Annotated in this window: 13 protein-coding genes and 1 pseudogene; all 14 read left to right on the top strand. The window is 57.7% G+C overall.

The features are described 5' to 3' along the window. Window positions 1-200 precede the first annotated feature (200 nt). Window positions 201-488 (top strand): annotated as a pseudogene (locus VGL70_23450) (VOC family protein). A 25-nt stretch (window positions 489-513) separates the two neighbouring features. Continuing rightward, window positions 514-1,005, top strand: coding sequence for a VOC family protein (locus VGL70_23445; protein HEY3306487.1), 492 nt, complete (start codon window positions 514-516; stop codon window positions 1,003-1,005). Between the two features lie 178 nt (window positions 1,006-1,183). After that, entirely contained in the window at window positions 1,184-1,537 is a 354-nt protein-coding gene (locus VGL70_23440; GenBank protein HEY3306486.1) for a YciI family protein, read from the top strand. Between the two features lie 116 nt (window positions 1,538-1,653). After that, the gene (locus VGL70_23435) at window positions 1,654-2,841 is read left to right on the top strand and encodes an exo-alpha-sialidase (GenBank protein HEY3306485.1); all 1,188 of its coding nucleotides are present in this window, start codon (window positions 1,654-1,656) and stop codon (window positions 2,839-2,841) included. Continuing rightward, window positions 2,838-3,146 carry a MoaD/ThiS family protein gene (locus VGL70_23430; GenBank protein ID HEY3306484.1) on the top strand — a complete coding sequence of 103 codons (309 nt, stop codon included), beginning with the start codon at window positions 2,838-2,840 and terminating at the stop codon, window positions 3,144-3,146. Before VGL70_23435 ends, VGL70_23430 begins: the two co-directional genes overlap by 4 nt. A 160-nt stretch (window positions 3,147-3,306) precedes the next feature. Beyond that, on the top strand, window positions 3,307-3,846 hold the full coding sequence (locus tag VGL70_23425) for an SRPBCC family protein (GenBank protein ID HEY3306483.1): 540 nt from the start codon (window positions 3,307-3,309) through the stop codon (window positions 3,844-3,846). A 32-nt stretch (window positions 3,847-3,878) separates the two neighbouring features. Next, entirely contained in the window at window positions 3,879-4,265 is a 387-nt protein-coding gene (locus VGL70_23420) for a DoxX family protein (GenBank protein ID HEY3306482.1), read from the top strand. A gap of 222 nt (window positions 4,266-4,487) precedes the next feature. After that, complete coding sequence (locus VGL70_23415) at window positions 4,488-6,527, top strand: VIT and VWA domain-containing protein (GenBank protein HEY3306481.1); 2,040 nt, start codon at window positions 4,488-4,490, stop codon at window positions 6,525-6,527. Further along, window positions 6,520-7,356, top strand: a complete 837-nt coding sequence (xrtK, locus tag VGL70_23410) for an exosortase K (GenBank protein ID HEY3306480.1) — start codon at window positions 6,520-6,522, stop codon at window positions 7,354-7,356. The genes VGL70_23415 and xrtK overlap by 8 nt, the downstream gene beginning before the upstream one ends. Further along, window positions 7,301-7,990 (top strand): two-component system response regulator CreB, encoded by a 690-nt coding sequence (creB, locus tag VGL70_23405; GenBank protein HEY3306479.1) that lies wholly within the window; start codon window positions 7,301-7,303, stop codon window positions 7,988-7,990. The genes xrtK and creB overlap by 56 nt, the downstream gene beginning before the upstream one ends. Then, entirely contained in the window at window positions 7,987-9,435 is a 1,449-nt protein-coding gene (gene creC, locus VGL70_23400; GenBank protein ID HEY3306478.1) for a two-component system sensor histidine kinase CreC, read from the top strand. The genes creB and creC overlap by 4 nt, the downstream gene beginning before the upstream one ends. A gap of 47 nt (window positions 9,436-9,482) precedes the next feature. Next, window positions 9,483-10,670 carry a ribonuclease D gene (locus VGL70_23395; protein HEY3306477.1) on the top strand — a complete coding sequence of 396 codons (1,188 nt, stop codon included), beginning with the start codon at window positions 9,483-9,485 and terminating at the stop codon, window positions 10,668-10,670. 107 nt (window positions 10,671-10,777) lie between these two features. Beyond that, window positions 10,778-11,590 (top strand): hypothetical protein, encoded by an 813-nt coding sequence (locus VGL70_23390; protein ID HEY3306476.1) that lies wholly within the window; start codon window positions 10,778-10,780, stop codon window positions 11,588-11,590. A gap of 63 nt (window positions 11,591-11,653) precedes the next feature. Continuing rightward, window positions 11,654-13,720 (top strand): sigma 54-interacting transcriptional regulator, encoded by a 2,067-nt coding sequence (locus VGL70_23385; GenBank protein HEY3306475.1) that lies wholly within the window; start codon window positions 11,654-11,656, stop codon window positions 13,718-13,720. Window positions 13,721-13,877: the final 157 nt, after the last annotated feature.

Below are 13,877 nucleotides of genomic sequence, written 5' to 3'. Positions count from 1 at the left end.
AAACAGTCGAAGTTTGCTCGGCATAGGGTGCGCGATTCTCGCGCAGCGAGACCATGATCCGAGGAACCGTATGCATCAAAAATGCACGTACGGGTCTGTGGGAGCCTCGGGCGGGCAACCGCCTGGGGCCACCCGGACAGTCCCTCTAAAGAAAAGGGACTGTCCCCCTCACGGAAGCAAAACCATCGGAGGAGGAAATCATGCGAATCGAACCTTATCTGTTTTTCAACGGCCGTTGCGAAGAGGCGGTCGAGTTCTACAAGAAGGCGCTGGGCGCCGAGGTCTTGATGCTCATGCGCTTCAAAGAGAGCCCAGAACCGCACCCGCCGGGCATGCTCCCACCTGGCTCCGAGAAGAAAATCATGCATGTTAGCCTGCGCGTCGGCGAGACGACGGTGATGGCATCCGACGGACGTTGTACGGGGCAGACGAGTTTCCAGGGCTTTTCTCTGTCGCTGGCGGTGGCGCATGAAGCTGAGGCCGAGCGGATCCCAACGGAGGGAGTATAGCTATATGCAAAAAATCACCCCATGCTTGTGGTTCGATAGTAACGCCGAGGAGGCGGTGAATTTCTATACCGCCATTTTTAAGAACTCAAAGATCGGCAATATATCGCGATATGGAGAAGCGGGATATGAAATCCACGGAAAGCCCGCGGGGACAGTGTTGACTATGGAATTCGAACTCGATGGGCAGGCGTTTACGGCACTCAACGGCGGCCCGATGTTCAAATTCAATGAGGCTGTATCGTTCCACGTCGGTTGCGAGTCTCAAGAAGAAGTAGACTATTATTGGGCGAAACTTTCCGAAGGCGGCGATAAGAAGGCACAACAGTGCGGCTGGCTTAAAGACAAATACGGTTTGTCATGGCAAATCGTTCCAACTGTTTTAGGCAAGATGTTGCAAGACAAGGACGCCAAGAAATCGGAAAGTGTCATGAAGGCATTGCTTCAAATGAAAAAACTCGACATAAAAACTTTGAAGCAAGCGTACGAACAACGATGACGGTCTGCGTTCGACTTGATAGAGGAGAAAAAGAATATTTTCAGGCCGGTCAGAAAGGTCCGGAGACGAGGCGCGCGAAGGTCCGTGAGCGGAGGCGTACTCTTCAGTACGTTGACGCGAAGCGGGCCGAGCGCAACGAAGTATATGGGCCTTTATGGCCGGCCTGCGGAGGCAAGAGATGAAATACATACTGCTGATCTACATGAATGAGAGTGCCATGAGTGAGAGCGAGCGGGAGCAGTGTTACCAAGACTCGACGCAGCTTGCGCACGATCTGACGGCTAACGGGCAATATCTGAGCGCGAACCCGCTGCAGCCGGTCGCGATGGCGACCAGTGTGCGCGTGCGTGAAGGCAAACGGCTCGTGACGGATGGCCCGTTCGCGGAGACGCGCGAACAGCTCGGCGGCTATTTCCTGATCGACGCCAAGGACCTCGACGCCGCGATGAACGTCGCCGCGAGAATTCCCGCTGCGGAGAAAGGCACCGTCGAAATTCGGCCCGTGATCGAGATTCCGGGGCTGCCGGGGTGAGTAGTATGGAGCTAATGAAGCGTCGAGAATCTTTTCGGTTACCGCAGAAGCCAGACCCCCTCTTCGTCTCCCCCTTAGCAAGGGGGAGATTGAGAGGGGGTGAAAAGGAGTAAAATATGAGCCAAGTACGAGTACTGGTCGGCACGCGCAAGGGCGCGTTCATCATAGAGTCGGACGCGAAACGTGAGAAGTGGAATGTCAGCGGCCCTCACTTCGCGGGCTGGGAGATCTACCACTTGAAGGGATCGCCCGCCGATCCGAATCGCATATATGCGTCGCAGTCGAGCGGCTGGTTCGGGCAGATCATTCAACGCTCGGATGACGGCGGCAAGACCTGGCACCAACCCGGCACACCCGCCGGCGAACCCACCACCACCCCGGAGGGCATGCCCAAAGCCGAGAGCAACAAGTTCGTTTACGACACGTCGCCTGAAACCGGCAAGCCTCTCACGACACACCAGTGGTACGACGGCACGCCGCACCCGTGGGAGTTCAAGCGCGTCTGGCATCTCGAACCATCGCTGAAGGATGCGGACACGGTGTACGCCGGGGTGGAAGACGCCGCCTTGTTCCGCTCGACCGATGGCGGCAAGAGCTGGCACGAGCTCGCAGGATTGCGCGGCCACGGAACCGGGCCCAAATGGCAACCCGGAGCGGGCGGGATGTGCCTGCACACGATCCTTCTTGATCCGCGCGACCCGAATCGAATCTTCATCGCCATCTCGGCTGCCGGCGCGTTCCGCACCGACGACGCCGGCAAGACCTGGAAGCCGATCAACCGCGGCCTGCACTCGCTCTACATTCCCGATCCGACGGCCGAGGTCGGCCACTGCGTTCACCGCATCGCGATGCACCGGTCGCGTCCGAACGTTTTGTTCATGCAGAAGCATTGGGACGTCTTGCGCAGCGACGACGGCGGCGAGTCGTGGCGCGAGATCAGCGGCAACTTGCCGACCGACTTCGGCTTCCCGATCGACGTGCACGCGCACGAGCCGGAAACCGTCTACGTCGTGCCGATCAAGAGCGACGCGGAGCATTTTCCGCCCGACGGCAAGCTGCGCGTGTATCGCAGCCGGACCGGCGGCAACGAGTGGGAGGCGCTCACGAAAGGCCTGCCACAGCGCGACTGCTACGTCAATGTCCTGCGCGACGCGATGGCGGTCGACTCGCTCGATAAGTGCGGCGTCTACTTCGGCACCACCGGCGGGCAGGTGTATATATCACCAGATGGCGGCGATAATTGGAGAGCCATCGTCCGCGATCTTCCGGCCGTGGTGTCTGTCGAGGTCCAAACCTTGCCATGATACGAGTCACGCTCCCCGCGCATCTCAGGAAGCTCGCGCAAGTCGACGGCGAAGTGAAGCTAGACCTCAAGCTCGATGTCGCGGGTCAGGTCACGCAGCGCGCGGTCCTCGACGCGCTCGAGGCGCGCTATCCGATGCTGCAAGGGACGATCCGCGACCACGTCACGCAAAAGCGCCGCGCGTTCGTACGATTCTTCGCCTGCGGGGAGGATCTGTCTCACGAATCGCCGGACGCGCCGCTGCCCGACGCGGTGGCGAAGGGCGCCGAGCCATTTATGATTGTCGGCGCCATCGCCGGCGGCTAGGGCAGGCTGCTGAAAAAGCTCATATGCTTCGTTGCGCTCAAATCGCCTCGCTCGACGTACTGAAGAGTACGCCTGCGCTCGTCGATTTGTCGCGCGCCTTGCCTCTGAGTCTTTTTGAGCAGCCTGCAATTCACTGACTTACTGTGGGGGAGGTGAATCCATGCTAAAAAAAATCCTCATCGGTCTCATTGTCATCGTCGTCGCGTTTGTTGTCGTCGTGGCGCTGCAACCGTCCGAGTATCGCGTCGCGCGGAGCGCCACGATCGCGGCTCCGGCGACGGTGGTGTTCGCGCAGGTGAACGATTTCCACAACTGGGACGCGTGGTCCCCGTGGGCCAAGATCGATCCAGCGATGAAAAAAACCCACGCAGGCGCGCCGGCAGGCACCGGCGCGATTTACACGTGGGCCGGCAACGACCAGGTAGGCGAAGGACGCATGACCTTGACGGAGAGCCGCCCGAACGAGCTCGTCAGGATCAAGCTCGAATTCCTGAAGCCGTTCGCGTCCACCGCCGACACCGAGTTCACGTTCAAGCCCCAGGGCAATCAAACGGCGGTCACGTGGAGCATGGCCGGCGAAAAGAATTTTATGGCGAAGGCGTTCGGCCTGTTCATGAACATGGACAAAATGATCGGCGACGATTTCGAGAAGGGTCTCAGGCAAATGAAGTCGGCCGCCGAGGCGGCGAGCACAAAGTAACCGCTGCGGCGGGAAGACGGAGGAGGTTGATTATGAATTTTGTGCTGTGGATCATTCAGGCGCTGCTCGCGCTGCTTTTTCTGTGGGCCGGCGGAATCAAACTGGTCCTGCCGATCGAAGAGATGACGAAGCAGATGCCGATACCGCTGCCGGGCTGGTTCCTGCGGTTCATCGCCGTGTGCGAGGTACTCGGCGCGATCAGCCTGATACTCCCCGGGCTGCTCGGCATTCGCCCGGGCCTGACGCCGCTCGCCGCGGCCGGGCTCATGATCATCATGATCGGCGCGACGGTGATCACGCTGATGATGGGCGCTGTCGTCATGGCGCTGATCCCGCTGGTGGTTGGAATCCTCGCGGCCTTCGTCGCCTACGGCCGCTGGCGTCTAGCGCCGCTTGTGCGCCCGTCGAGCCGTGATTGATCGACCGGACATTCCCGTCGGTATCTGATTCCATCTTTCCCCCATTTTCGCGCGCCAGTCTTAGTCTTTCCGATCACCCTATTAAGGTACGCTTGGCGGTTTTTGCCCGGCCGACCTTTCCAGCGCTAATGTTTTTTACTTTTCACTGATTTTTCTGCCTTCTTTCATCCTCTTTTCGAACTGCGACCCTACCTTTCGTGAAAATCGCGCAAGGAGGTCACTATGTTCAAGATATCCGGATGGCGGCTGTGGTTGTTCTTCAGCATCGCTTTGGCGATCTCGGCAACCGGCCTGTATGCGGAGACAGGAGATAACCGCACACTGTCTCCCTATTTTTTTATCGACAACGGGGATCCGGCGGTGGATCGGTTTCCCCTGAAGCAAACCAACGTCGAGGTCAATATCAGCGGGGTGATAGCCGACGTCTTGGTCAAACAAACGTATTCCAACGATGGGATGCGCCCCATCAGCGCGCGCTATATCTTCCCGGCGTCCACGCGCGCTGCGGTTCACGGCATGAAGCTCACCATCGGCGGGCAGGTCATTACCGCCAAGATTAAGGAACGAGAGGCGGCGCAAAAACAATTCGACGAGGCCAAAACAGAGGGCAAAAGCGCTTCTTTGCTCAAGCAACAGCGGTCGAATGTATTCAGCATGAATGTCGCCAATATCATGCCGGGCGATACCATCGACATCGAGCTGCGTTACACCGAATTGCTCGTCCCGACAGACGGCGCCTACGAGTTCGTCTACCCGACCGTCGTCGGGCCCCGTTACTCGAATCGATCGGAAGCTGATGCGCCGGAGACCGACCGATGGATCAAGAGTCCGTATCTGCCCGAAGGCGGCAGCCCCGATACGAAATTCAACATCACGGCCAGAGTTTCAACGGGTATGGCGCTGCAGGAGATCGCCTGTGCCTCCCATGAAACCGACGTTTTTCAGGAAGGCGACTCGGTCGTGACAGTCGCCTTGAAGGATGCCGAAACGTTCAGCGGAAATCGGGACTATATCTTGAACTACCGTCTGGTCGGGGAAGGCATCCAGTCGGGACTCATGCTTTTTGATGGCCAAGATGAAAAGTTTTTCCTGCTGATGGTCCAACCTCCTGAACGAGTCCGGCTGCAAGATATTCCACCCCGAGAATTCATCTTTGTGGTCGATGTCTCGGGATCCATGAACGGCTTTCCGCTGAACACGGCGAAGGAGTTGGTGAAAGACCTGATCGGCAACTTACGGCCGACCGATAAATTCAACGTGATCCTTTTCTCGGGCGGTTCGCGCCTGATGGCTCCACGGTCCGTGTCTGCCAGCGACGGGAACGTCCGCCGGGCGATTCAGATCATCGAGGAACAGCGGGGTGGCGGCGGGACGGAGCTGTTAGCCGCCGTGCGAAGAGGGTTTTCACTGCCCCGCGACGAAGCCTACTCTCGGACTCTGATCATCATCACCGACGGATACGTAGCGGTGGAAAAAGAGGTCTTCGAGGAGATTCAAAACAACCTTCAGCAAGCGAACGTATTCGCGTTCGGCATCGGCGGCAGCGTCAACCGGTACCTGATCGAAGGCATCGCGAAAGCAGGTCAGGCGGAGTCTTTTGTCGTCACCGATCCGTCCGAGGCGCCCTCGGCCGCGGAAAAATTTCGCGAGTACGTCCAATCCCCGGTGCTAACGCATATTGGCGTTTCTTATGCGGGGTTTGGGGCGTATGACATCGAGCCGGTCGGCATCCACGACCTTTTCGCCGATCGCCCGGTGATCGTTTTCGGCAAGTGGCGCGGAGCTGGACAAGGGATCATTAAAGTCAGCGGAACCGCGGGGAATAGAGAATACGCGCAAACCTTCCATGTAGCGGAAACCCAACCTCGCGAGACCAACGACGCGTTGCGCTATCTGTGGGCGCGTACCCGAATCGGCCGCCTATCCGATTTTAGCTTTAACGAAAAATCCGACAACAAGGCCGAAATCGTGAGCCTCGGACTCACGTACAATCTGTTGACCGCCCATACCTCATTCATTGCCGTAAGCGAGGTTTTTCGTAATCCGGGTGACAGCGAGGAGGTGGACCAACCGCTTCCCTTACCGCTGCACGTATCCAATCTGGCCTTGAGTGGAACTGTTTCGGTTCCGGAGCCCGAATTGGGGCTGCTGTTGGCCATGGCTGCCGTGATGCTGTCCGCGGGCTTGGTCTATAAAAAATGGCGGGCGGGCCGTACGGTCTCAGAGAGCGGTGAGCGATGGCACGGTGAGAACCATGAATAGGGCGTTCATTTCGGACAATGGGATCATTCTATTGCTCACCTTATTTGTCGCCGTCGGTCTCAAACATCACTACAGCGAAGCCGGCAGTGAAGACCTTGCCTGGATTTTGCGGCCTACCGCGGGGCTGGTCGAGCGGATCAGCGGAATCCCATTTGAAGAAGAAGCCCATATGGGATTCGTCAACTATTCGCGCCGGATCAACATTGCGCCCGCGTGTGCCGGCGTGAATTTCCTCATTATCGCCTCTTGTATGGCGGTGTTTTCCGGCGTCCATCATATCCAACATAAAAGACTGAAATGGTTATGGTTCGCAGGCGCCCTGGTCAGTGCCTATGGCCTGACGGTTTTTATCAACGCCGTTCGAATCATTATCTCGATCTATTCTTATGATGCGGACATCTATTCCGGCTGGCTCACGCAGCCGAGGATGCACCGCCTTGAAGGCGTCATCACTTATTTCTTTTTCCTGTGCCTGTTTTATAGAATAATCGCGGCCGTACGGCGTCTTATACAGAGAGCACAGAGAGAAGGTATTGAAAAGGATCACGTGGGGGTCGATTCCCTCAGTCGGGCGTCAGCGGGGCTGGCCCCCTTGTTTTGGTACGGCCTCATCACTCTCGCGATTCCCTTGCTCAACGGGGCGGTTGCCAAAGATGGAGCGCGCTTTGCCGAACACGGCGGAATGGTTATCGCCGGCTGCGTCGCCGTCTTGGCCTTCCTCTTGTTGATGCAATGGGGGTGGAAAAGCATCGACCGTTTGAAAATAAACGGGCATGAAAGGCAAGAAAGCAAAGATTCTTATCGTAGAAGACGAGCCGGCCATCTCTGAAACTATTCAGTACGCGTTGGAGACCGATGGGTTCGAGACCCATTGTCTCTCCTCGGGAACGCCGGTTCATTCCTTGCTGGAGGAGAAATCGGTGGATCTCATTGTCCTCGACATCGGACTTCCGGATATCAACGGTGTGGAATTGTGCAAAGAGATCCGCAAAACACACGCCCTTCCGATTATCTTTCTGACCGCTAGAACGGGCGAAATCGACCGGGTCGTAGGGCTCGAGATCGGCGCCGACGACTATGTGGTCAAGCCTTTCAGTCCCAGGGAACTTTCCGCCCGGATCAAGGCCGTGCTCAGGCGCACGCAAAAACCAAGCGTGGCAAAGCCCGTCCGCAAGGCTTTCGAGATCGACGAATCGAAGCGGCGAATCTCCTATTTCGGCACAACCGCGGAATTATCGCGCTATGAATATAACTTGTTAAAGGTTCTCGTTCTCCGTCCCGGCCATGTGCTTTCTCGCGATCAACTCATGGACCTCGCCTGGGAGGCGCCCGAAGCCAGTATGGATCGAACCGTGGACGCCCATGTCAAAATGATCCGTGCAAAGCTCAAAGCCATAAAACCCGAGATAGATCCTATTATCACGCACCGGGGGATCGGGTACTCGTTGAAAGAGGACCTGTGAGATTGGGAACCCGTATCTTTCTCAGTTCCCTTGTCATATTGGGTGTTTGCTTTTCCTATCCCGGCCGTTGGTTTTTCGATAATCTCCGCATACGCTATCTCGAGGGCGTCGAAGAACCGCTGGTGGATCAGGCCAATATTCTGGCGGCCATTGTCGGACGCGAAATGGAAGGAAAAACATTTGACCGTGAAAGGTGGTACTGGGCGTTTGAAAACGTTCGGTCCCGGTCATTGTCCGCGAAGATCTACAATCTGGTGAAGACCGACGTGGATATGAGGATCTACATCACCGATGCCTCCGGCAAGATCGTATTCGATTCGGAAGACCGGCAAAACGTCGGCGCCGACTATAGCGACTGGCAAGACGTTCGTTTGACTCTCGAAGGAAAGTACGGTTCTCGAACCACAGTGGCGAATCCCCACGATCAAGGGACCAAGGTGCTGTATGTCGCAGCGCCGGTGGTGGTCAATGGGGCGGTCACCGGCGTTTTGACGGTGGCCAAACCGACGACCAACATCAACAATTTCTTAAAGAGCGCGAAGCCTCAAATTATCAAAGTCGTCGCCATCGCCGGCCTCGCCGCCATTCTTCTCAGCTATCTCGCCTCTATATGGATCACTCGACCGATCGCGCGACTGACGCGCTACGCCGACGATATCCGCCGGGGGAAACGGGCGAAGTTCCCCGAACTGGATCGGAGTGAAATCGGCGAGATGGGCGATGCGTTTGCGAAAATGCAGGAAACCCTCGAAGGAAAGAAATATGTCGAGCAGTATGTCCAGAACCTCACGCACGAAGTGAAAAGCCCTCTATCGGCGATCCGCGGAGCGGCCGAGCTGCTGGAAGAAAAAATGCCGCCGGAGCAGCAAGCGCGGTTTCTATCCAACATCCGACACGAGACCAATCGTATTCAGGAAATGGTGGATCGGATGCTCGAGCTCTCCGCTCTGGAGAACCAGAAGATGCTCGAGCACATGGAAGCGCTTTCGTTTTCTTCCGTGCTTAAAGCCGTGATCGAGAGCAAGCGGCCCATGCTGTCGCAGAAAAATGTCAGTCTGGTGGATCGCGTTCCGGAAGACGTGGTGGTGCGCGCGGATAAATTTTTGCTCTTTCAAGCGCTTTCCAATCTGATTCAAAACGCCATCGACTTCAGTTCCGCCGCCGGCGCGATCGAGCTCACGGGCGAGATCGAAGACAAGAAGCTCAAATTCATCGTCGAAGATCGCGGCACCGGCATTCCCGATTTCGCCCTGGAGAAAGTCTTCGACAAATTTTTTTCGCTCCAGCGCCCCGGCAGCGGGAAAAAGAGCACCGGCCTCGGACTGAATATCGTGAAAGAGATAGCGGTCCTGCACAAGGGCGACGTCAAGCTGGAGAATCGGCCGGACCAAGGCGTCCGCGCTACGTTGGTTCTTCCCATAGTTACCCAACCTTTAGCCGTTTAGATTGAACCTGCATTTCCGGTACATTTAAAGTAAATGGCTTAGGCCTGATGAAGGAGATCGAATCGTTGAACGAGCCGGAATTCGCGGAATACGTTTACGTCCGGGAATCCGCCGCGATGGAATCGCTGATCCGGCGCATCGGCATGGCCGAGACGGTCGCGCTGGACACCGAGGCGGACAGTCTGCACAACTATTTTGAAAAGGTTTGTTTGATCCAACTGTCGCTCGAAGGTGAGCACTACCTCGTCGACCCTCTTTCCGATTTGGACCTGAGCGGATTCTCGGAAGCTCTGGCCGAGAAGCCGCTCATTCTGCATGGCGGCGATTACGACCTGCGCATGTTGCGAGCCTCTATCGGCTTCAGGCCGCGCGGTGAAATTTTCGACACCATGATTGCGGCGCAAGTGCTCGGGATCGAGCAGATTGGCCTCACCGCCCTGATCGAGCGCTGCTTCGCTATCACGATGGAAAAAGAAGGGCAGAAATCAGAGCAGAAATCCGACTGGTCGCGTCGGCCGCTGAGTGAAAAGCAGCTCAGCTACGCGATCAACGACACCCGTTTCCTCCAACCGCTCGCGGAGCGTCTGGAGCGCGAGCTGAGCGAGCGCGGTCGGATGGCCTGGCACAAGGAAAGTTGCCGCGCGATGGTGGAGTCGACCGGACGCGATCGTTTACGCGATCAGGATCAAACGTGGCGCATCAAAGGATCCGGGCGGCTGACGCGCCGACAACTGGCCTATCTGCGAGAGCTTTGGCACTGGCGCGATCAGCACGCCAGGCGCGCGAATATGCCGTCATTCAAAATTTTCGGCAATCAACAAATACTGGACCTCGTCGAATGGTTGGATTCCCATCCGGCCGTGCCCTTACAACAAGGACCTAAATTGCCGCGCAACATCCGCGACACTCTGCTGCGGACGCTTGAGGAAGCGATCGCGCGGGTGGCTGGAATGGAACCGGCACAATGGCCAGAACGTAGAAGCGTCGAACGTCCCGATGCTCTACCCGCCGATGTCATCGAGCGGATCAACGCGTTGCGCGCCGAATGCGCGCGCATCGCCAAGGAGCTGGAGATCGCAGCGGCGACTTTGGCGCCTAGAGCCGCGCTCGAAGCGATCGCCCGGAGCCGGCCGCGGACCGTTGATGAAATTATGGAGAGCGGGGGCTTGTTGCGCTGGCAGGCCAAACTGATTGAAGGCGCAGTCGTAAAATGCCTGCACTCAACTCGTTGTTGAAAACTTGCCCGCAACAGCGTTCATGCGCGGCTCGGGCCCGCTAGCCGTCAAGCAAGGGCGCCCGGCTTACGGAAATCGACCTGTCGTGGTAGGAACTATTTCACAGCATGGCGAAACGTCATTCCAGGACTCTTTATTTGCCGCCGCTCGTCATTTTCTTTTTTTTTGCCGGATGCTCGGCGGTCTCATCGCCCAAGCCGACCGAGCCGGGACCGCCGCCGCAAACTAAACCGCTCACCGAGCCGCGCGATCTGGCGTTTCTGCGCGCGCGACCCGCGATGGGCCGGGCGGCGAAAGGCCGGATCATCTACATCGGCGTCTACGGCGGCGAGGTTCCTTCTTGGGAGCGCGCACGATACTTCATTCCCAAGGACTGGCCGCCCTATCAGAACTTGCTCGAGGAGAAAGATCTCGCTCGGATCGCCTTCCACGACTCGCTAATGCACGTCCTCGGACTCGAGGTCTCACGACTTTTTCCCGAAAGCGTCACGCTCATGATCAAAGGCGATAAAGAAGTGGTCGCCGATGTCGTCAAGTATTTGTATTCTCTGGGCGACAAACTCTACCTCGTTGGACACAGCCAGGGTGGCGCGGTGATCGCGGACGCGGTCCACGAGCTTAAAAAAGCGAACGTTCCCGTGCAGATGATGGCTCAGATGGAAGGTTTTCTATCGTATGAAATCGTCCCCGGCAATGTAATTCAAGCGTTCAACTTTTACGTTCCCTCGACGTTCGCAGTCTGCCCCGGCAGGGTAAAGCTCGTCGCGGAGAACCAGGCGGTGACTCAAGTGACCAACATCCCGATCGTCGATCCGTGGGGCCCGTTCACCGGCCCCTGCGCCCAGCACCGCAACATCGACAGCGACCCGAGAGTCTGGAAGCCCGTGCTCAAATATATTATCGATTCCGCCGGCTCGTGAGTTTTGTCGTCTTCAATTCCACGGCTCTTTAAAAAAACCGCGTCTAAGTGCTATGCTCCGTCCATGCTGGACCAACAGCCGACCCACCAAGCCGAGATCCTTCGTTATCGGACTCTCCTCGAAGTTTCGGAATCGATCGCGTCCCACCGCGAGCTGCAAGAGTTGTTTCACGACCTCACACCGCGCCTGCACCGCGTGATCGAGTTCGATTTTATCAATCTCATTCTTCACGACGCCGAGCGCAACGTCATGCGCTCCCACGTTCTCGAGGCGCCGGATCCCAATTACGCCTGCCCCTCGGGCGAATGTCCGATGGAAACGCCGGGCGGATGGGTGTGGCAAAGCCAGCAGCCCTGGGTCGTGTCGGCATTGGCACGAGACGCGCGCTTTCCTGAAATGACACAATGGCTGAGCGATCGCGGGATTAAATCTGTTTGCGTGTTTCCGATCACCACGGCGCTGAGAAAATTGGGCGCGCTCGCGTTCGGCAGCGCGCGCGAAGCGGCCTACTCGGAATCCGACGTGGAATTTTTACAGCAAGTCGCCCGGCAGGTGGCCGTGGCCGTCGACAACGCACGCAACTTTGAGCAGGTTCAATCCACACAGGAGCAGTTGAGACAAGAGCGGGATCACTTGAGCCTTCTGCTGGAGGTCAACAACGCCGTCGTGTCGGCGCTCAACTTGCACGAGCTGCTGAACGCCGTCTCGGCATCCCTTCGGCGGCTGATGCAACACGAATATGCCAGCCTTTCCCTTTACGATGCTGCAACGCAGCGGCTCTATATTCACGCATTAGATTTTCCCGTCAGCAAGGGGCTCTTGCAGGAAGGTCTCTGGGTTCCGGTGGAAGGCACCCCGACGGGCCGGGCATTGACATCCGGCAAGCCCGTGTTCATCACGTTCCGCGATGCGGAGCAGTTCGGTTCCGACGTCGGCCGGCGCATCATCGCCGAAGGCCTCAAATCCGCGTGCTGCTTGCCGCTGATCGCTCATGGCCGTCCCCTCGGCACCTTGGTCGTTGCGAGCATGCGCGAGGAGATTTTTCCCGAGAAGGATGGGGAGCTGCTTCAGCATGTAGCGAATCAAATAGCGATCGCCGTGGAGAATGCGATCGTCTTCGGACAGGAGGTGGACCGTGCGAAAAAGCTCACCGAGGAAAAGCTCTACCTCCAAGACGAGATCCGAACCGAGCGCAATTTCGAGGAGATCGTGGGCGAAAGCCGCCCGCTGAAAGAGATATTGAAGCAGGTCGAAACGGTCGCGCCGACGGATTCGACGGTGCTCATTCTCGGAGAGACGGGAACGGGCAAAGAGCTCATCGCGCGCGCGATCCATAACCTGAGCGCGCGCCGCGAACACACGTTCGTCAAGGTCAATTGCGCGGCGATTCCGACGGGTCTGCTCGAAAGCGAGCTGTTCGGCCATGAAAGGGGCGCGTTCACCGGCGCGATCGCGCAGAAGATCGGCCGCTTCGAGCTGGCGGACAAGGGAACTCTGTTTCTCGACGAGGTCGGCGACATTCCGCTGGAATTGCAGCCGAAGCTGCTCCGCGTTTTGCAGGAGCAGGAATTCGAGCGGCTGGGCAGCAACAAAACGATTCGCGTAAACGTCCGCTTGATCGCGGCGACCAATGCCGACCTGGATGGGATGGTCGCCGAAAAACGGTTTCGCAGCGATCTTTATTATCGTTTGAACGTTTTTCCAATCCAGATGCCGCTGCTCCGCGACCGTCCCGAAGACATTCCTTTGCTGGTCAGGTATTTCGCGCAGAAGCACGCGCGCCTCATGAAAAAAAGTATCGGCACGGTCCCGAAGGAAGTCATGGCGGCTCTGGGCAAGTATCACTGGCCCGGAAACATCCGCGAGCTGGAAAATCTTATCGAGCGCGCGGTCATCCTGTCGCCCGGCCCCGAGCTGCGCGTTCCGCTCGCCGAATTGAAGGCTTCGGCCGCAGCGCCTTCCAACGGCGCAACCACGCTCGAGGCCGCCGAGCGCGAGCATATTCTGCGCGCTCTTAAGGAAACCAACTGGACCATCGGCGGCCCGGCGGGCGCGGCGGCGCGCCTCGGCATGAAGCGCACGACCCTCCAATCCCGCATGAAACATCTGGGCATCACCCGCTCCAAGTAACGCGCCGATATTTCGGCGTGTGCCGATAATTCGGCGGACCTTCCTTCGTCACAACCACTTCGAAGTTAAAAACGGCAGTTGTAACTCGTGCGATTGCCAACATTTGTACCGGCTTCAGGAGATGTAGCTGCTTGGCACCGTGCTTGCCTTGTCTCCT

This window comes from Candidatus Binatia bacterium (genome assembly GCA_036504975.1).
In the GTDB taxonomy this organism is placed as follows: domain Bacteria; phylum Desulfobacterota; class Binatia; order UBA9968; family UBA9968; genus JAJPJQ01.
The sequence above is the reverse complement of the archived record's forward strand: the minus strand, read 5'-3'. Positions and strand labels throughout refer to the sequence as shown.

Coding starts and splice junctions, on each gene's coding strand:
- VGL70_23445 (HEY3306487.1), top strand. CDS start 514: ATGCAAAAAATCACCCCATGCTTGTGGTTCGATAGTAACGCCGAGGAG.
- VGL70_23440 (HEY3306486.1), top strand. CDS start 1,184: ATGAAATACATACTGCTGATCTACATGAATGAGAGTGCCATGAGTGAG.
- VGL70_23435 (HEY3306485.1), top strand. CDS start 1,654: ATGAGCCAAGTACGAGTACTGGTCGGCACGCGCAAGGGCGCGTTCATC.
- VGL70_23430 (HEY3306484.1), top strand. CDS start 2,838: ATGATACGAGTCACGCTCCCCGCGCATCTCAGGAAGCTCGCGCAAGTC.
- VGL70_23425 (HEY3306483.1), top strand. CDS start 3,307: ATGCTAAAAAAAATCCTCATCGGTCTCATTGTCATCGTCGTCGCGTTT.
- VGL70_23420 (HEY3306482.1), top strand. CDS start 3,879: ATGAATTTTGTGCTGTGGATCATTCAGGCGCTGCTCGCGCTGCTTTTT.
- VGL70_23415 (HEY3306481.1), top strand. CDS start 4,488: ATGTTCAAGATATCCGGATGGCGGCTGTGGTTGTTCTTCAGCATCGCT.
- xrtK (HEY3306480.1), top strand. CDS start 6,520: ATGAATAGGGCGTTCATTTCGGACAATGGGATCATTCTATTGCTCACC.
- creB (HEY3306479.1), top strand. CDS start 7,301: ATGAAAGGCAAGAAAGCAAAGATTCTTATCGTAGAAGACGAGCCGGCC.
- VGL70_23395 (HEY3306477.1), top strand. CDS start 9,483: ATGAAGGAGATCGAATCGTTGAACGAGCCGGAATTCGCGGAATACGTT.
- VGL70_23390 (HEY3306476.1), top strand. CDS start 10,778: ATGGCGAAACGTCATTCCAGGACTCTTTATTTGCCGCCGCTCGTCATT.
- VGL70_23385 (HEY3306475.1), top strand. CDS start 11,654: ATGCTGGACCAACAGCCGACCCACCAAGCCGAGATCCTTCGTTATCGG.